The organism is Pseudomonas sp. D3-10, assembly GCF_051132175.1.
Lineage (GTDB): Bacteria > Pseudomonadota > Gammaproteobacteria > Pseudomonadales > Pseudomonadaceae > Aquipseudomonas.
In genome coordinates this window covers 3,227,144-3,246,285 of sequence record NZ_CP071668.1, presented here as the reverse complement: position 1 = coordinate 3,246,285, position 19,142 = coordinate 3,227,144, and the positions used below count along the sequence as shown (strand labels likewise).

14 protein-coding genes are annotated in these 19,142 nt (G+C 59.9%); 7 read left to right on the top strand and 7 right to left on the bottom strand.

From position 1 onward, the window contains the following. Positions 1-26 precede the first annotated feature (26 nt). Both J3P90_RS14555 and J3P90_RS14550 read right to left on the bottom strand, forming a co-directional pair. Positions 27-818, bottom strand: coding sequence for a transporter substrate-binding domain-containing protein (locus tag J3P90_RS14555; protein WP_434611168.1), 792 nt, complete (start codon positions 816-818; stop codon positions 27-29). 90 nt (positions 819-908) lie between these two features. Further along, the gene (locus J3P90_RS14550; RefSeq protein ID WP_420766632.1) at positions 909-1,556 is read right to left on the bottom strand and encodes a TetR family transcriptional regulator; all 648 of its coding nucleotides are present in this window, start codon (positions 1,554-1,556) and stop codon (positions 909-911) included. Between the two features lie 143 nt (positions 1,557-1,699). On the opposite strand from J3P90_RS14550, the gene J3P90_RS14545 reads away from it, so the two are divergent. Then, the gene (locus J3P90_RS14545; protein ID WP_434674939.1) at positions 1,700-2,929 is read left to right on the top strand and encodes an arabinose transporter; all 1,230 of its coding nucleotides are present in this window, start codon (positions 1,700-1,702) and stop codon (positions 2,927-2,929) included. Positions 2,930-2,987: 58 nt separating this feature from the next. Further along, positions 2,988-3,860, top strand: coding sequence for an SDR family oxidoreductase (locus J3P90_RS14540; RefSeq protein ID WP_434674938.1), 873 nt, complete (start codon positions 2,988-2,990; stop codon positions 3,858-3,860). On the opposite strand, the gene J3P90_RS14535 is transcribed toward J3P90_RS14540, so the two are convergent. Both J3P90_RS14535 and J3P90_RS14530 read right to left on the bottom strand, forming a co-directional pair. Then, a complete protein-coding gene (locus tag J3P90_RS14535) occupies positions 3,847-4,479 on the bottom strand; it encodes a response regulator (RefSeq protein WP_434674937.1) in 633 nt (210 codons plus the stop codon). The two genes, J3P90_RS14540 and J3P90_RS14535, sit on opposite strands and share 14 nt — an antisense overlap. A gap of 31 nt (positions 4,480-4,510) precedes the next feature. Beyond that, a complete protein-coding gene (locus J3P90_RS14530; RefSeq protein WP_434611177.1) occupies positions 4,511-5,872 on the bottom strand; it encodes a cache domain-containing protein in 1,362 nt (453 codons plus the stop codon). Positions 5,873-6,173: 301 nt separating this feature from the next. Here J3P90_RS14530 and J3P90_RS14525 point away from each other — a divergent pair, with 301 nt between their 5' ends. Continuing rightward, positions 6,174-8,234 carry a carbon starvation CstA family protein gene (locus J3P90_RS14525; RefSeq protein WP_045156376.1) on the top strand — a complete coding sequence of 687 codons (2,061 nt, stop codon included), beginning with the start codon at positions 6,174-6,176 and terminating at the stop codon, positions 8,232-8,234. Positions 8,235-8,249: 15 nt separating this feature from the next. After that, complete coding sequence (locus tag J3P90_RS14520; protein WP_072390895.1) at positions 8,250-8,447, top strand: YbdD/YjiX family protein; 198 nt, start codon at positions 8,250-8,252, stop codon at positions 8,445-8,447. Positions 8,448-11,075: 2,628 nt separating this feature from the next. Here J3P90_RS14520 and J3P90_RS14515 read toward each other — a convergent pair. From J3P90_RS14515 to J3P90_RS14505, 3 genes are all read right to left on the bottom strand, one after another. Beyond that, positions 11,076-11,900, bottom strand: coding sequence for an IS3 family transposase (locus J3P90_RS14515; RefSeq protein WP_434611621.1), 825 nt, complete (start codon positions 11,898-11,900; stop codon positions 11,076-11,078). 8 nt (positions 11,901-11,908) lie between these two features. After that, the gene (locus J3P90_RS14510) at positions 11,909-12,211 is read right to left on the bottom strand and encodes a transposase (protein ID WP_014717988.1); all 303 of its coding nucleotides are present in this window, start codon (positions 12,209-12,211) and stop codon (positions 11,909-11,911) included. A gap of 482 nt (positions 12,212-12,693) precedes the next feature. After that, complete coding sequence (locus J3P90_RS14505; protein WP_420766768.1) at positions 12,694-14,490, bottom strand: methyl-accepting chemotaxis protein; 1,797 nt, start codon at positions 14,488-14,490, stop codon at positions 12,694-12,696. 244 nt (positions 14,491-14,734) lie between these two features. On the opposite strand from J3P90_RS14505, the gene J3P90_RS14500 reads away from it, so the two are divergent. From J3P90_RS14500 to J3P90_RS14490, 3 genes are all read left to right on the top strand, one after another. Further along, positions 14,735-15,001 carry a DUF4212 domain-containing protein gene (locus J3P90_RS14500; RefSeq protein WP_420766769.1) on the top strand — a complete coding sequence of 89 codons (267 nt, stop codon included), beginning with the start codon at positions 14,735-14,737 and terminating at the stop codon, positions 14,999-15,001. An 11-nt stretch (positions 15,002-15,012) separates the two neighbouring features. Next, complete coding sequence (locus tag J3P90_RS14495; protein ID WP_420766770.1) at positions 15,013-16,782, top strand: sodium:solute symporter family protein; 1,770 nt, start codon at positions 15,013-15,015, stop codon at positions 16,780-16,782. 243 nt (positions 16,783-17,025) lie between these two features. Then, positions 17,026-19,071 carry a TonB-dependent siderophore receptor gene (locus J3P90_RS14490; protein ID WP_434611183.1) on the top strand — a complete coding sequence of 682 codons (2,046 nt, stop codon included), beginning with the start codon at positions 17,026-17,028 and terminating at the stop codon, positions 19,069-19,071. Positions 19,072-19,142: the final 71 nt, after the last annotated feature.

The following is a 19,142-nucleotide window of genomic DNA, read 5'->3' as shown; positions in this document are numbered from 1 at the left end:
TGGGAGCGTGTACGGCCACCGGTTCGTTATTGAGCTTGAGGCACGGCCAGCCACTGCCCGATGACTTTCTGATAGCTGCCGTTGGCCTTGCTCAGATGCAACCACTGGTCGACGTACATCTTCCAGGTGTTGTCGTCACGGGGCAGCAGATAGGCTTTCTCGCCATATTGCAGGTAGCGGGTCGGGTTGACGGCGCACAGGCCCGGCTTGAGTTTCTGCTGGTAGAGCGCTTCCGAGGCATCGGTGATCATGACGTCGGCGCGTTTGTCCAACAGCTCCTGGAAGATCGTCACGTTGTCATGGAAGGCGAGCTGGCCCTTGGGCAGGAATGCCCGCACGAAGGCTTCGTTGGTGCCACCGGCCGGCTCGACGAGGCGCACCGAAGGCTGGTTCATCTGCTCGATGGTCTGGTAGCGCGACTGGTCTTCGCAACGCACCAGCGGGATCTTGCCATCCACGTCCAGGGTGTTGCTGAAATAGGCTTTCTTCTGTCGTTCCAGGGTCACCGAAATCCCGCCCATCCCGATGTCGCACTTGCCCGCCAGCATGTCGGGCATCAACGTTTTCCAAGTGGTCTGGACCCATTGCGCCTTGACGCCCAGGCTGGCGGCCAGCGAGCGGGCCATGTCGATGTCGATGCCTTCGTATTCCCCCGATTCGGCCTTGTAGGTGTAGGGCTTGTAGTCGCCGGTGGTGCACACGCGCAGTTCACCTTGCTGGATCACTTTGTCCAGATGCGAAGCCGTTGGTTCGGCCAGGGCGCTGCCGCAGAATGCCAACAGGCCAAAGAGCGTCATCGTGCTTGTTATGATTTTCATGGGATGGGACGCCTCGCAAGGGAAGGGGACAAGACGGGGGAGTGTAGTAAAACTGCCGGCGGGCTGTCACTGGAACGTCGACGCGAATGCTCAGCCTGCCGTGCTCTCGCACGCCTGGAGGTTTTTCAGGTAGGCGCAGAACATATCTGCCATGGCATCGGCATAGCTCTGGACTTCTTGCCGAACGCGAGGCGTTGCCGAAAACCGTTTCCCCACGGAGCTGAGGGTGGCGATGATCAGCTCACCGGCCAGGGCGCGGGTTTGCATACTCGCGTCCGGCAGCACTTGCTGCATGAACGCATCCACCGATGCCTGCACTGAAGTACGTGCCGCCTGGTGCTCAGGCGCATCCCGATAAAGTGGCGCAGCGTCGTTGAGCGCGACGCGAATCTGCGCTTCGTCGCACTCGGACTGGATGAACGCCTGCACAAGGGTTCGTAACCGCGAGAGGGGCGGTGTGGAGGGATCTTCCAGAATGTCTCGCAACATATCGCTGGTCTGCCGCCATTCATCACTTTGCAGCCGAAACAGGATCGCTGCCTTGTTCGGAAAGTACTGATACACCGATCCGACGCTCACACCCGCTCGCTCGGCAACGCGGGCAACGGTGAAGCGTTGGGCGCCCTGACTCGCCAAAACCTGAACAGCCGCTTCCAGGACTGCCGCCACAAGCTCGGTGGACCGTGCCTGTTTTGGCTGCTTGCGTGAGGAAATCTGCGGGCTTGGGCGATCGGACATGGCGGCATCGGCCTTGGAAAAGGAATGCGAATAGGAAATACGACGGATTATTCGTATCTTGAATGCGACTAATTGATCGCATTCTAGGCGGCTGCGCAAGCGGCATTCAACTTCACTTCGCGTCCCTTTCCATGGGTAGGGTTATGACTCAAGAAAATATTCATCCGGGTGCCTCTGTGGCGCCCCCGGCAGCCGTCGATACCAATCCGGTATTCAAGTTGTTGCCGCTCACGTTGACCGTGTTCATTGGCTTTCTCACCATCGGCATGCAACTGCCAGTTTTGCCGCTTCATTTGCACGACACGCTGGGGATGGGCACGTTGGTGATTGGCCTGGTAGTGGGTGCACAGTTCGCCGCGGCGCTGCTGTCGCGATCCTGGGCCGGCAATTTCGCCGACCTGCGCGGCGGCAAGCGCGCGGTCATGGTCGGGCTGGTGACGGCGGCGGTTTCCGCTTTGGTCTATCTGCTGTCCCTGGCGTTCGTCGCTACGCCGGTGTTGTCGGTCTGGCTGTTAGTAGGCGGTCGCGTGCTGCTGGCGATCGGTGAAAGCCTGATCGTCACCGGGGCGTTGGGGTGGGGCATCGGTCTTGTAGGGGGGCAGCATGCCGGCAAGGTCATGGCCTGGAATGGCATTGCCATGTATGGCGCGTTCGCCCTGGGCGCCCCGCTTGGCGTGGCGCTCGATTCGGCTTGGGGATTCATGGGCATCGTTGTGGCGTCGGCGTTTATTGCGCTGTTGGCCTTGGCGGTTGTCGCCGGCGTCCGCGGCGTAGCCCCTACGGCGACCCGGCGCACACCGTTCTACAAGATGTTCGGCGCGGTATGGGTTCCCGGCATGGGCCTGGCGTTTTGCAGCGTCGGCTTTGGTGTCGTGACAGCGTTCATTGCCTTGTTATTCGCGGCCAGGGATTGGGGCAACGCTTCGCTCGCGTTCACGGCGTTCGGTCTGGCCTTCATCGGCGCGCGGCTGTTGTTCGGGCATCTTCCGGACAAGATCGGTGGCGCGCGTGTCGCATTGGTCTGCGTCGTGATCGAGGCCGTTGGGCTGCTGCTCATCTGGGGCGCCGATACGGCATTCATCGCCTATCTCGGCGCCGCGTTTACCGGCTTCGGTTATTCCCTGGCGTTTCCCGGTTTTGGCGTGGAAGCAGTGCGGCGTGCTCCGCCGCAGTCACGTGGCCTCGCCATGGGCGCCTATGTTGCCTTCCTGGATATTTCCCTGGGCATGACCAGCCCGCTGGCTGGTGTGCTGGCCAGTGGTTGGGGCATCGAGGCGGTTTACCTGGGTGGTGCTGTTGCGGTTGCGTTGTCGTTCGGGGTGGCCTTGATGTTGCTCCGAAGTCGGGAAATACAAGTTCAATACAAATCCTGAGCCTTGTTCAGGTTATAGAAGACTTTCTATCTCGCTTTTCCAGACAGGAGCGTTGCTCATGCGCGTATTCGTTACCGGTGCCACGGGCTGGGTTGGGTCGGCCGTGGTGCAGGATTTGCTCGGCGCCGGGCATCAAGTCACCGGCCTGGCCCGTTGCGAAGAAAAGGTTGCCGCGCTCGCCGCCACCGGCGCGAGAGTAATTCAAGGGACGTTGGATGATCTGGATGTCCTGCATCATGCAGCGTCGGCGGCGGATGCGGTTATTCACACCGCTTTTAATCATGATTTTTCACGATTTGCCGAAAATGCCGAGCAAGACCGTCGCGCGATTATGGCACTGGGCGGCGCGTTGCAAGGCTCCGAGCGACCGCTATTGGTGACCTCGGGCTTGTTCGGATTGACCCGGGGCGCCAGTGAGCTGGAAGTGGTCAGCCCGGCCTCGCCTCGCAAGACCGAAGCCACGGCTAGGGATCTGACCGAGCGTGGTGTGCGCGTGGCGACGGTTCGGTTGGCGCCATCGGTCCATGGCGTCGGCGACTATGGATTCGTACCGATCCTGATTCGTCTGGCCCGTGAGCAGGGCGTATCGGCTTATCTCGGCGACGGTAACCATTGCTGGTCGGGCGTGCATCGACTGGATGCGGCACGGGTCTATCGATTGGCGCTTGAGCAGGGCGTGACCCAGTCCGTCTACCACGCCGTCACCGACGAAGCTGTACCCTTCAAGGACATTGCCCAGGCGATAGGACGTGGCCTGGGAGTGCCGGTCGAGTCCCGAGAGCGCGAGCATTTTGGCTGGTTCGCTCACATGGCGGGCGCGAACATGGCGGTGTCCAGTGAGTACACCCGCGGTTTGTTGGGTTGGGTGCCGAGCGGGCCGGGGTTGTTGGATGATCTTGAACATCCTGGTTACTACATCAGCGCGGAATGATCCCGTGGTCGATCGCGTATTTCACCAGGGCCGCGGGCTTGTCGATGTTGAGCTTTCGGCGAATGCTCAGGCGGTGGGTTTCGACGGTGCGGACGCTGATGTCCAGCTCGCGGGCCATTTCCTTGTTGTTGAAGCCCTGGACCATTTTCTTCAGCACCTGGGTCTCGCGCGGCGTCAGCTCGCTGTCGGTGTGCGGGTCGGTGGCGAGGCGCTGGGCGATCTCGGCGCTGTAGAAGGTGCCGCCGTTGATGATGGCCTCGATGGCGGCGATGATTTCCTTCGACGGCGAGTTCTTCAGGACATAGCCGCTGGCGCCGGCGCGCACCGATTCGCTGACGTACTCATGATTGTCATACATGCTCAGGATCAGGATCTTCAAGCCTGGGTGCTGCCTGCCCAGCAGCCGGGTCAGCTCAAGGCCGTTCATGTCCTTGAGGCCGATGTCCATCAACAGGAGATCCGGCTGGCAGCGTTCGACCATTTCGATGGCCTGTACACCATTCTCCGCTTCGCCAACCACATCCAGCCGGGGCATGACGGACAGCAGGGCGCGGATGCCGTCCCGGACCAGGGAATGATCGTCGACCAGGGCGACGCGTATGGCTGGAGACAGGGTCATCGACAAGGGCTCTTGTTGAATTCAAGGCGCATCAGCTTTCCGTGGTGGGCATGGTCATGGGCAAGAGGATATCCAGTTCGCTTCGTCCTGGCACCGATGTCATGTCCAGCCGCCCGCCGAAATGCTCGACCCGTTCGCGGATATTACGCAAGCCGATGCCCGTATGGCCGCGCTCGACCTGTGGAACGTTGAAGCCCATCCCGTCATCCACAACGGTCAGGCGCAAGGACTGGCCGGAGCCGAACAGGGTGATGGCGACACGCTTCGCCCCGGCGTGACGCTCGATGTTGGTCAGCGCTTCCTGGGCGATGCGAAACAGCGAGACCGGTGCGCCGTTTTCCAGGCGACAGTCGAATTCGTTGCTTCGGTAGGACACTTCCAGGCCGCTGCGTTGCTCGAATTCGGCCGCAAGCTGGCCGATGGCGGCAGGCAGGCCCAGGGTGTCGAGCAAAGACGAGCGCAGGTCGTGGGAGATGCTACGGATTTCACCGATGGCTTCACCCAGTCGGTCCGTGGCGTTTTTCAAGATGCCCACTCCATTTTCCTGGCCGTTCTCGATGACGTGGCTGGCCAGCTCGAACTGGAACTTGATCGACACCAACAGTTGGCTGATGCCGTCATGCAATTCACGGGATACCCGGGAGCGCTCTTCCTCTTGCAAGCTGACAATGCGCTGGTTCAAGCGCTGCAGTTTCTTGTCGGCCAGGCGATGCTCGCTGACGTTGAGGGTAATGCCGCCGGCGAACACCAGTAGCACTGCGATCAGTGCAATGGCGGCGATTGCCTGCATCGTGGTGTGGATGCCTTGGGCCACTTCGGCGCGGGCTTGTTGGGTGGCACGCTCCACGTCCTCCAGGTAAATCCCGGTGCCGAGCATCCAGCCCCAGCGATCGAGCATCACGACATAGGCCAGTTTGTCGGTCACCTGGCCGGAGGAAGGCTTGTTCCAGGCATAACGCTGGAAGCCTTCACCCGATTCGGCGCTCTTGAGCAACGCCTGGATGACGGGCAGGCCCTGGGGATCTTTCATGTCCCAAAGGTATTGCCCGACCAGTTCCGACTGCCGGGCGTGCATCAGGCTGCGACCCTGGCGGTCGTACACGAAGAAATATCCGTTGATACCGAAGCTGAGCTTGCGCAGCTCTTCCAGTACCTGCTGCTGTGCCCGCGCGTCGCCCTGGCCGTTGTCATACAGCGGCGCGATCAGGCTCTGCGCCATCTCGACATAGTTCTTCAATTCGGCGCGCTTGCTCGCCAGGATGCTGTCTTCGATCAGTTGCGCCTGTTGATCACCCAACTGGCGGTTGAGCGAGATGACCAAGGCACCGATGACAGCAATCGCCAGGACCAGCGGCAGGATCCCGAGAGCAACGATTTTGTGTTTGAGCAGCATCTTTACTCCAGTCCGGGCGCGGCGGGGAGGCGAATGGCGGCATCATATGCCAAACCTGTGCGCGCGGCATAAGACCTGTGGGAGCGAGCCTGCTCGCGAAGGCGATGGGGCAGTCAAATCATCATTAACTGACACGCCGCTTTCGCGAGCAGGCTCGCTCCCACAAGGGAATCGAGGTTCTACGTAGTACTACGGATTTATTTATTGACGGCATGCAGGGATATTGGGCCGGCTCCGAATAGCCGGGGCACACTATAAAAACAATCGCCGCAATCCATTGGATATCGGCAGGAGACACGCAATGACAACCCGTCTGGTTAAACACCTCGCCTGGTTTGCCGTGGCTGTTCTGGGAGCTTGTGCGCTGAGTGTCGTGGCCTTGCGCCGCGGAGAGCCGATCAACGCCCTCTGGATCGTCGTCGCAGCCGTGGCCATTTACCTGGTCGCCTATCGCTACTACAGCCTCTTCATCGCCAACAACGTGATGCAACTCGATGCGCGCCGGGCCACGCCTGCCGTGCTCAACAACGATGGCCTGGACTACGTCCCGACCAACAAGCACATCCTGTTCGGCCACCACTTCGCGGCCATTGCCGGCGCGGGGCCGCTGGTCGGGCCGGTGCTGGCCGCGCAGATGGGCTACCTGCCCGGCACGCTCTGGCTGATCGCCGGCGTGGTGCTGGCCGGTGCGGTGCAGGACTTCATGGTCCTGTTCCTGTCCACCCGCCGCAACGGTCGCTCCCTGGGCGACATGGTGCGCGAGGAAATGGGCCGCATTCCCGGCACCATCGCGCTGTTCGGCTGCTTCCTGATCATGATCATCATCCTCGCGGTGCTGGCGCTGATCGTGGTCAAGGCCCTGGCCGAGAGCCCGTGGGGCATCTTCACGGTGATGGCGACCATCCCGATCGCGATGTTCATGGGCATCTACATGCGCTACATCCGCCCGGGCCGCATCGGCGAGATCTCGATCATCGGCGTGCTGTTGCTGTTGGGTTCGATCTGGCTGGGCGGGCAGATCGCCGCCGATCCGGTCTGGGCCAAGGCCTTCACCTTCACCGGAATCCAGATCACCTGGATGCTGATCGGCTACGGTTTTGTCGCGGCGGTCCTGCCGGTGTGGCTGATCCTGGCGCCACGGGACTACCTGTCGACCTTCCTCAAGATCGGCACCATCGTCGCCCTGGCGATCGGCATCCTGGTCACCATGCCCGAACTGAAAATGCCCGCGCTGACTCAGTTCACCGACGGCACCGGGCCGGTGTGGAAGGGCGGCTTGTTCCCGTTCCTGTTCATCACCATCGCCTGCGGCGCGGTCTCGGGCTTCCATGCGCTGATCTCCTCGGGCACCACGCCCAAGCTGCTGGATAACGAAACCAACGCCCGCTACATCGGTTACGGCGGCATGCTGATGGAGTCCTTCGTGGCCATCATGGCGATGGTTGCCGCCTCGGTGATCGAGCCGGGCGTGTACTTCGCCATGAACAGCCCGGCGGCGATCGTCGGCACTGACGTGGTGGCCGTGGCCCAGACCGTCAGCAGTTGGGGCTTTGCAATCACCCCCGACGCGCTGCAAGCGGTGGCCAAGGACATCGGTGAAACCACCATCCTGGCCCGTGCCGGCGGTGCGCCGACCCTGGCGGTCGGTATCGCGCAGATCCTGCACTCGGTGCTGCCGGGTGAGAACACCATGGCCTTCTGGTATCACTTCGCGATCCTGTTCGAAGCGCTGTTCATCCTCACCGCGGTGGACGCCGGCACCCGTGCCGGGCGGTTCATGCTGCAGGATCTGCTCGGCTCGTTCGTGCCGGCCCTCAAGCGAACCGAATCCTGGACCGCCAACCTGATCGCCACCGCCGGCTGCGTCGCGCTGTGGGGTTATTTGCTGTATCAGGGCGTGATCGATCCGCTGGGCGGCATCAACACCTTGTGGCCGCTGTTCGGCATCTCCAACCAGATGCTGGCCGGTATCGCCCTGATGCTCGCCACCGTGGTACTGATCAAGATGAAGCGCCAGCGCTACGTCTGGGTCACGCTGCTGCCGGCGAGCTGGCTGCTGATCTGCACCACCACCGCGGGCCTGATCAAGCTGTTCGACGCCAACCCGGCGATCGGCTTCCTGGCCCTGGCGCGCAAATACAACGATGCCCTGGCCGCCGGCCAGATCCTGGCCCCGGCCAAGAGCATCGAGCAGATGCAGCACGTGGTGTTCAACGCCTACACCAACGCAACGCTGACGGTATTGTTCCTGTTCGTGGTCTTCAGCATCCTGTTCTACGCGCTCAAGGTCGGCATCGCCGCCTGGGGCACGAAAGAGCGCACGGACAAAGAAGCGCCATTCCAGGCCCTGCCGGACGCTTGATAGAGGATTGCAACGATGTTCAATGACTTGAGTCGCCTCGGTAAATACCTCGGTCAGGCCGCCCGCCTGATGGTCGGCATGCCCGACTACGACAACTACGTCGAGCACATGCAAACCAAGCACCCGGACAAGCCGCTGATGGACTACGAGGCGTTCTTCCGAGAGCGCCAAGAGGCCCGTTACGGCGGCAAGGCCGGGCCCAAGTGCTGTTGAACTGAGGCCCATCCCTTGTGGGAGCAAGCCTGCTCGCGATGGCGGTGGGTCAGTTAATGATGAATTGACTGACCCGACGCCATCGCGAGCAGGCTCGCTCCCACAGTTGTTTTGGGCTGGCCTCAGGACTTTCTGTACACCACCGGTTCCCTTGTGGGAGCGAGCCTGCTCGCGATAGCGGTGGGTCAGTTGGTGAGGAATTGACTGACCCGACGCTATCGCGAGCAGGCTCGCTCCCACAGTTGTTTTGGGCTGGTCTCAGGATTTTTGTACACCACCGGTTCGCTTGTGGGAGCGAGCCTGCTCGCGATAGCGGAGTGTCAGTTGGTGATGAATTGACTGACCCGACACCATCGCGAGCAGGCTCGCTCCCACAGTTGTTTTGGGCTGGTCTCAGGATTTTTGTACACCACCGGTTCCCTTGTGGGAGCGAGCTTGCTCGCGATAGCGGTGGGTCAGTTGGTGATGAATTGACTGACCCGACGCCATCGCGAGCAGGCTCGCTCCCACAGTTGTTTCGGGCTGGTCTCAGGATTTTTGTACACCACCGGTTCCCTTGTGGGAGCGAGCCTGCTCGCGATAGCGGAGTGTCAGTTGGTGATGAATTGACTGACCTGACGCCATCGCGAGCAGGCTCGCTTCCACAGTTGTTTTGGGTTGGCCTCAGGATTTTTGTACACCACCGGTTCGCTTGTGGGAGCGAGCTTGCTCGCGATAGCGGTGGGTCAGTTGGTGATGAATTGACTGACCCGACGCCATCGCGAGCAGGCTCGCTCCCACAGTTGTTTTGGGGTGGTCTCAGGATTTTTGTACACCACCGGTTCGCTTGTGGGAGCGAGCCTGCTCGCGATAGCGGAGTGTCAGTTGGTGATGAATTGACTGACCCGACGCCATCGCGAGCAGGCTCGCTCCCACAGTTGTTTCGGGCTGGTCTCAGGATTTTTGTACACCACCGGTTCCCTTGTGGGAGCGAGCCTGCTCGCGATAGCGGAGTGTCAGTTGGTGATGAAATGACTGACCTGACGCCATCGCGAGCAGGCTCGCTCCCACAGTTGTTTTGGGCTGGTCTCAGGATTTTTGTACACCACCGGTTCCCTTGTGGGAGCGAGCTTGCTCGCGATAGCGGAGTGTCAGTTGGTGATGAATTGACTGACCTGACGCCATCGCGAGCAGGCTCGCTCCCACAGTTGTTTCGGGCTGGTCTCGGGATTTTTGTACACCACCGGTTCCCTTGTGGGAGCGAGCCTGCTCGCGATAGCGGAGTGTCAGTTGGTGATGAATTGACTGACCTGACGCCATCGCGAGCAGGCTCGCTCCCACAGTTGTTTTGGGCTGGTCTCGGGATTTTTGTACACCACCGGTTCGCTTGTGGGAGCGAGCTTGCTCGCGATAGCGGTGGGTCAGTTGGTGATGAATTGACTGACCCGACGCCATCGCGAGCAGGCTCGCTCCCACAGTTGTTTTGGGCTGGCCGTGGGATTGCGTACACCACAGATCGCCTTGTGGGAGCGAGCCTGCTCGCGATAGCGGAGTGTCAGTTGACGAGGATTTGATTGACCCGACGCCATCGCGAGCAGGCTCGCTCCCACAGTTGTTTCGGGCTGGTCTCAGGATTTTTGTACACCACCGGTTCCCTTGTGGGAGCGAGCCTGCTCGCGATAGCGGTGGGTCAGTTGGTGATGAATTGACTGACCCGACGCCATCGCGAGCAGGCTCGCTCCCACAGTTGTTTTGGGCTGGTCTCAGGATTTTTGTACAGCACCGGTTCCCTTGTGGGAGCGAGCTTGCTCGCGATAGCGGAGTGTCAGTTGGTGATGAATTGACTGACCTGACGCCATCGCGAGCAGGCTCGCTCCCACAGTTGTTTTGGGGTGGTCTCAGGATTTTTATACACCACCGGTTCGCTTGTGGGAGCGAGCTTGCTCGCGATAGCGGTGGGTCAGTTGGTGATGAATTGACTGACCCGACGCCATCGCGAGCAGGCTCGCTCCCACAGTTGTTTTGGGCTGGTCTCGGGATTTTTGTACACCACCGGTTCCCTTGTGGGAGCGAGCCTGCTCGCGATAGCGGAGTGTCAGTTGGTGATGAATTGACTGACCCGACGCCATCGCGAGCAGGCTCGCTCCCACAGTTTTTGGGGTGGCCTCAGGATTTTTGTACACCACCGGTTCCCTTGTGGGAGCGAGCCTGCTCGCGATAGCGGAGTGTCAGTTAATGATGAATTGACTGACCTGACGCCATCGCGAGCAAGCTCGCTCCCACAGTTGTTTTGGGCTGGTTTCAGGATTTTTGTACAGCACCGGTTCCCTTGTGGGAGCGAGCCTGCTCGCGATAGCGGTGGGTCAGTTGGAGATGAATTGACTGACCCGACGCCATCGCGAGCAGGCTCGCTCCCACAGTTGTTTTGGGGTGGTCTCAGGATTTTTATACACCACCGGTTCGCTTGTGGGAGCGAGCTTGCTCGCGATAGCGGAGTGTCAGTTGGTGATGAATTGACTGACCCGACGCCATCGCGAGCAGGCTCGCTCCCACAGTTGTTTTGGGCTGGCCGTGGGATTGCGTACACCACAGATCGCCTTGTGGGAGCGAGCCTGAACTGGTCAAGTAATCTTGGACACCGATTAAGGTTCACGCCGCCAACCTTTCCTTCGCGACCGGCGACCGGTAGTCGTTGTAGCTGTGAGGCCTGCTGATGTTGTAGCGCGAGACATAGCGCTGCACGTCTGCCCGGGCCTCATGTTCCAGTTTGTAGCCCGTTTCAGGAACCCACTCTGATTTCAAACTACCAAAGAAACGCTCCATGGGGGCGTTGTCCCAGCACTCGCCTTTACGGCTCATACTTTGCCTAAACCCGTGTTTCACAAGCTCGTTTCGGAATTTATGACTGGTGTACTGACAACCTTGGTCTGAATGAAACAACACATCCTGGGGGTGGCCGCGTAGCTCAACCGCCATGCGTAGCGCTTCGCAGGTCAGGTTGGCATCAGAAATCATCGAGAACGACCAACCCACGATCCTCCGAGCGTACAGATCCAGAACGGCGGCGAAGTACATCCACCGCTTGCCGACCTTGATGTAAGTCACGTCGCCACACCACACCTGGTTAACCGCCGTTACATCAAATTTTCGCTTGAGCACGTGCGGCGCCACCAATGCCTCAACGCCCGGCGACTTGTACTTATGGCGCCTGCGCTGACGACTAGCGATGCCAGCTTCGCGCATCAAACTGCGAGCCATATAACGTCCGATACGATGCCCTTTGGCTTTTAGCTCCTTGGACAAAGTACGTGCGCCGGCCGACTCTCTGGACGCCCTGTGGTGCCTGACCAGCGCGGCTTTGAGCTTGTCCCGTTCAGGATTTGCTCTGCCTTGGCGCTGGCGCCAGGCGTAGAAACTACTGCGGTTGATCCCAAACGCCCGGCAACACCTTTTAACGCCGTATTGCTCGTCCAGCTCATCGATCAGCGTGAATGATCTTTGGCGTCCAAAAGCAGGAGAGCACTGGCCTTTTTTAGGATTTCAATGTCCAGGTCTTTCTCCCTGAGTAGGGCTTTGAGCCTCTGGATTTCTCGCTGATCAGCGGTAATCGCCTTGGCCCCTACCGGGGTCGAACCCAGGCGTTCTTTTTGCACTTGATCGACCCAGCGGCGCAGAGCAGTGGGGCCGATATCTAGGCTGGCACAGACCTCGGTAACCGGCTGGCCTTCATCCAGCACCATGCTGGCAGCCTTGAGCTTGAACTCACTCGAATAAGATTTACGCATATCCAAACACCTCAGATTTGGGCGCTATCATAGCGCCCGATTGAAGTGTCCAAAATCATTAGGCCAGTTCAGCCTGCTCGCGATAGCGGAGTGTCAGTTGACGAGGATTTGATTGACCTGACGCCATCGCGAGCAAGCTCGCTCCCACAGTTGTTTTGGGCTGGTTTCAGGATTTTTGTACAGCACCGGTTCCCTTGTGGGAGCGAGCCTGCTCGCGATAGCGGTGGGTCAGTTGGAGATGAATTGACTGACCCGACGCCATCGCGAGCAGGCTCGCTCCCACAGTTGTTTTGGGCAGGCCTCAGGATTTTTGTACACCACCGGTTCCCTTGTGGGAGCGAGCTTGCTCGCGATAGCGGAGTGTCAGTTGATGATGAATTGACTGACCTGACGCCATCGCGAGCAAGCTCGCTCCCACAGTTGTTTTGGGCAGGCCTCAAGATTTGTGTACATCACCGCTCCCACACGGCTCGTCGAAACGCTTAGTCCGCCAACAACACCGCCGCATCAAACCCCACCCGCAAATTGCCCCAGTGACGGCCGCCGAAGAAGAACGGCACGTCGATCTCGGTCATGATTTCCCCGGTGTCGCGCAGGTAGGTCTGGAGCAGGAAGCGCTGGACGTTGCCCGCAGCGCGCAGGCCGATCGGGTCGTTGAAGATCCGCTTGTTGCGGCACACCGGCAGGTCAACCGCGCGGTCGCCGGTGGGTTGCTTGGACACCCAGCTGTTATTGACCGGGCAATACCCCTTCGTATCGACAATGAAAGAGACCTTGCCGCCCGGCGTGCTGCGGGTGAGCTTGTCGCATTCTTCCTGGCAGACCCGGGCAAAGCGTTCGGTATAACTGGTCATGTATTGCTTGGGATCGGTGCCGGGAATCAATTGGTAATTCTGGTCGAACAGGTTGACACCTTCATCCTGCAACGCCTGCAAATGAACCTGCAGCGTGTCGCGGCATTCGCTGGCACGGGTGATGGCGGCGTCCAGCTTGCCGTGGCCAAGCACGAAGCGGCCCAGTAGCGTCTGGACTTTCTCCGCCACGCCAGACAGGTCGCGGGTAGCGGTCGCCGATTGCTGCATGCGTTGGTCGATCGACTGGCTGTCGGCGTGGATCTGGGTAACGCGTTCGTTGATGCCAGTGTTGGTATCGGCGAATTGCTGGATATGGTCAGCGATGTCGGCCAACTTGCCGTTGGTGGATTCGAAGTCGACGATCATGCTCTCGAAATGGCCAGAAGCACGCTCCACCACTTTCTGGGTTTCCCGGGCGCTGTGGCTGATCTGGGTGGTCTGTTCGTGGGTCGAGCTGACTTCCTGCAACATGGCGTCGATGTTACGGGAGATATCGTCGGTGGCGCGGCTGACGTTCTGCGCCAAGGTGCGCACTTCATCGGCGACCACCGCAAAGCCACGGCCACTTTCCCCGGCACGCGCGGCTTCGATGGCGGCGTTGAGGGCCAACAGGTTGGTCTGGGCGGAAATCTGCTGGATCAGGCCGACAATCGACTTGATGCTCGAAGAGCGCTGGTTGAGGGCGTCCACCAGCCCGGCGAACTCGCCGAGGCTGCTGGAAATCTCGCTGATGTTGCCGGTCACTTCCAGCAATTCGGCGTAGGAGTCCCGGGCCATGCTCAGGTTCTGCGCGGTGGTGCCGGATATGCCCTGGGTCTGGCGCGACACCTCTTCGATACGGCCCACGGCGGTATTGCTCTGCTCCATCACTTCCTTGGCGAAGCGCGCCTGGTGCGTCGCGCTGTCGCTGGAATCACTGATGTTCTTCAGCGAGCGGGCCGATTCGACGGCGATATGGACGGTCAATGCCTGGACGTTGCTAATGATCTCGCGCTGCTTGGCCAGGAAACGGTTGCAGGTGGCGGCCAGCGTGCGGATCTCGTCGTGGGTCACCAGCGGCAGGTCCTTGGACAAGTCGCCTTCGCCGTTGGCGATCTCTTCCAGGGCTTTGGTCATGGCGGTAACGGGGCGCACGATGAGGTGGCGGAAGTACCAGACCATGAAACTGACCATGGCCAGCGTCAAAAGCGCGCCGAAGAGCAGCGCATGGGTGAGGCTGTCGAGGCGGTCTTGAATCTGTCCCAGCAGCGCGGCGTCAAGCTGGGCAGTGCGCAACTGCAGGACGATATCGGCGCGGGCGCTGAGGGCCACCCAATAAAGCAAGGCACTGACCGCGACCAAGAGGAAAAGGCTTGAAAGCTTTTTGGTGAGGGTATCGAAAAATTGCATTTCGATAGACTCATACAAGGCCTTTAACGTCTGCATCACAGCTCCAGGGAAAAAATAGATTCGATGGCATACATTCGACCGAGAACGGCAAAGCTTTAGGGGGTTGGGGCGATTTGATATCACCCTGGGATTCTGACGCGGCCTGGCCCTGTCTTTTCGGTGCGAAAGGGATGTCAATAACTGTTGTTACGAATTAGACGAAAGTCGTACTAGCGCCTTGCCCGGCGACTGCTACGGTTTGAAGTGCAAAACAATAACAACAAAACAAGAGGGCGCTTCGATGTCCACTGAAAAACAACAGGCTGCGCGTGCCTACTGGACGGAAAATCTACGCTGGATGCTGGTGTTGCTGGTCATCTGGTTCGTGGTGTCGTTCGGTTTCGGCATCTTGCTGGTCGACTCACTCAACACCATCAGTTTCTTCGGCACGCCCCTGGGGTTCTGGTTTGCCCAGCAGGGGTCCATCTACGTCTTTGTGCTCGAGATCTTCTTCTATGTCTGGAAGATGAATCAGCTTGATCGCAAATATGACGTTCACGAAGACTGAGGGCGGCGCACATGGACACAAAAACCCTGATCTACCTGGTCGTAGGCGCCACCTTTGCGTTGTACATCGCGATCGCGATCTGGACGCGGGCCGGCTCCACCAGTGAATACTACGTCGCCAGCAAGGGCGTGCACCCCGTGCTCAACGGCATGGCGACCGGTGCGGACTGGATGTCGGCGGCGTCGTTCATTTCCATGGCGGGGATCATCGCCTTCGCGGGGTACGACGGTTCCGTCTACCTGATGGGCTGGACCGGCGGCTACGTCCTCCTGGCGATGTGCCTGGCGCCGTACCTGCGCAAATTCGGCAAGTTCACCGTGCCCGAGTTCGTTGGGGCGCGTTATTACTCGCAGACGGCGCGGGTGGTGGCGGTAATCTGCGTGATCTTCATTTCCTTTACCTACGTGGCGGGGCAGATGCGCGGCGTAGGCATCGTGTTTTCCCGCTACCTGGAAGTGGACATCAACACCGGCGTCATGATCGGCATGGCCATCGTGTTCTTCTATTCGGTGCTGGGCGGCATGAAAGGCATCACCTACACCCAGGTGGCGCAGTACTGCGTGATGATCTTCGCCTACATGGTGCCGGCCATTTTCATCTCGATGATGATCACCGGCAATCCGATCCCGCAGCTGGGCTTCATCAGCGAAGCCGCAGGCTCGGGGCAGAGTGTGATCGAACGGCTCAATGGTCTGGGCGCCGAGTTGGGCTTCTCTGCCTATACCAATGGCACAAAGTCGACCATGGACGTGTTTTTCATCACCATGGCGCTGATGGTGGGGACCGCGGGCCTGCCCCATGTGATCGTGCGGTTCTTCACCACCCCCACCGTCCGGGACGCACGCAAGTCTGCCGGCTACGCGTTGCTGTTCATCGCGATTCTCTACACCACCGCACCGGCAGTGGCAGCGTTCGCTCGTACCAACCTGCTGACCTCCATCCCCAACGTCAGTTATGCCACCGCGCCGGACTGGTTCAAGGCCTGGGAAAATTCCGGACTGATTGCCTGGGCGGACAAGAACAACGACGGCATCATCCAGTACAGCCCTGGGGCGGCGCTGGTCGGGGCGCCGAGCTTTACCGGCGAACGTGGGGCGCATGAGCAGCGGTTGCTCAAGAACCAGCTTTCGCCGGTGCCCAACGAGCTGTATGTCGACAACGACATCATGGTGTTGGCCAACCCTGAAATCGCCGGGCTGCCCGGTTGGGTAATTGCCTTGATCGCTGCCGGTGGGCTGGCGGCGGCGCTATCCACGGCGGCGGGGCTGTTGCTGGTGATCTCCACCTCGATCTCCCATGACCTGCTCAAAAGCAACATCATGCCCAGGATCAACGAGAAGCAAGAGTTGCTCGCGGCGCGTATCGCGGCCGGTGTGGCGGTGTTGATCGCGGGATTGTTCGGCATCTACCCACCCGCATTCGTCGCCCAGGTGGTGGCGTTCGCCTTCGGGTTGGCGGCGTCTTCGTTCTTCCCGGTCATCGTCATGGGGATTTTCTCCAAGCGCATGAACCGCGAAGGCGCGATCGCCGGGATGATCGTCGGGCTGACCTTCACGTTCACCTACATCGTCTATTTCAAATTCATCAACCCGACGATGAACACGGCTGAACATTGGTGGCTTGGTGTGTCCCCTGAAGGCATCGGCACATTGGGCATGGTATTCAACTTCCTGGCGGCCCTGGTGGTGTCACGCTTCACCGCGCCGCCACCGGAGCACATCCAGCATCTGGTCGAGGACATCCGCGTACCGAGGGGTGCCGGCGCCGCCATCGATCACTGACCTTCAACGAGCCCCAAAAAGGAGAGGGGACCGATAAAGGGCGCCGGAGTCATCCTCCGGCGCCCTTTAATGCATTCAGAGTCAAGCGTGGAAATGTTGGAAAGATTTACTGGGAATCATTCTCAAAGTATATTCGCTCTCATTTCCAACCCTCTGTGAGTGCGCGTCTTGAATCGTTTCACCCCTTTCGCCTACCGCAACGCCCTCGTCAAATGTGTTTTACCTGCGCTGTCCTGTTGTTTCATGGCCAGTCCCTTGAGGGCACAGGACACCCTCGAACTGCCCACTACGGATGTGCAAGGCAGTCGGATCATTCAGGACGAGGGCTACACGGCGACGCAAGCCAGCACGGCGAGCAAGAGCGATGTACCGATCAAGGAAGAGGCGCAATCGATCAACGTAGTCACTCAGCAGACGCTGGCGGACTATCAGGTGCGCTCGCTGGAGGACGCGATGAAGTTCGTCAGCGGCGTCAGCCAGGGCAACACCCTGGGCGGCTCGCGGGACTCATTGGTCAAGCGCGGCTTCGGCACCAACGACGACGGCTCGATCCTGCGCGACGGCGTGCGTTCCAACCTGGGCCATAACTTCAGCGCCACCACCGAGCGGGTCGAAGTACTCAAGGGGCCGGCCTCGATGTTGTACGGCGCGCTGGAACCTGGCGGCCTGATCAACGTCATCAGCAAGAAGCCGCAATACACCCAGAGCACCACGCTCAGCGGTTCCGCCTACAGCGAAGGCGGCGGCACCATGGCCCTGGACACCACCGGACCGCTGGGCGATACCGGATTGGCCTATCGCCTGATCGCCGAGCGCGGCCATGAGGATTACTGGCGCAATTACGGGGTTAACGAGAGCACGCTGGTGGCGCCGTCGTTGGCCTGGACCGGCGAGCGGGCTTCGTTGAATTTGAGTTATGAGTACAACGAATATTCCAACCCGTTTGACCGGGGGACGATGTTCACCAATGGACATCCGGCCGACATCGACTATGACAAGCGCCTGGATGAACCTTGGGCCAAAAGCGTTGGCATCCGCGAAACCGCCACCGCGCGGTTCGAGTATGAACTGAGCGAGGCGTGGAAGACGCGGGTGACCTACGGCTGGAACAATGACCGTTACAGCCTTTCGATTGCCCAGCCGCGCCTGTCGAATGGTGTCCTTCAGCGCGCCGCCAACGGTGCCCATTATGACGATGAAACCCGCTACGCCAGTTGGGACTTCATTGGCAATCAAGAATTGTTCGGCCAGCGTCATGATCTGTTGGTCGGGGTCGACAACCAGGTTTCAGACCAGTTTCGGGGCAAGACTTACCGTGGCGCTAACCAAGCAGGTTTCGACCCTACGACTCCGGTGTACGGTGGCCTGGATGAGCCAAGTCGTGTGAATGCTGCGCAGAGCAACCTGAGCAACAAGCTGACCTCCAGTTCGGTGTATCTGAAGGACAACTGGCACCTGGACGACCGCTGGATCCTTGTATTTGGCGGTCGTTATCAGCATTACGATCAATACACGACGCAGGGACTCGTCCCTGCCAAGCCAGTTCGCGACGATAATGGAGACGCCTTCGTCCCATTCCTCGGCCTGGTCTACAAAGCCACGGAAGAACTGTCGCTATATGGCAACTACAGTCGCTCGTTCAAGCCTAACGACGTGGTGGACGAGGGTAGTCATACCTTCAAGCCGGAGGAGGGCCGCAGCTACGAAGTCGGCGCGAAATACGATCCGCTGCCGGGCCTGAATATCAACCTCGCCCTGTTCGATATCGTGAAGAAAAACGTCGTGACGTCCTCTACGGTCAACGGCGTAACGTTGGCAGAAGCCGCTGGCAAAGTTGGCTCCCAAGGCCTCGAACTCGATATCACCGGTCGCCTCGCCGAACGTTGGGACTTGATCGGCACCTACGCCTATACCCACACGGAGATCCTTGATGATCCGGACGATGAAGGCCATCGTCTGGCCGACGCCCCCAAGCACACCGCCAGCCTGTACCTGAGCCACCACCTGAACGTCCCGGCCGAATTCGGTGCCTGGCACGCCGGTGCCGGTGCGCGTTATGTCGGCGAGCGCGCCGCCAACAACGCCAACGATTTCTGGCTCAGCAGCTACACCGTCGCCGACGCTTTCCTGCGCTGGGAGTCGCCGGTGTTCGGGCACAAGACGTCGTTGCAGTTGAACGTCGATAACCTGTTCGACAAGCAATACTACCCGTCATCCACCGGCAGCGAACTTCAGGTCGCCGTCGGCGAGCCGCGTACCGCCAGGTTGAGTGCCAGCGTGACGTTCTGATCGCAGCGCGCCAACAAAAATGCCCGGACAACCATGTCCGGGCATTTTTGTTTCTGGCTTCAGGCCATCTT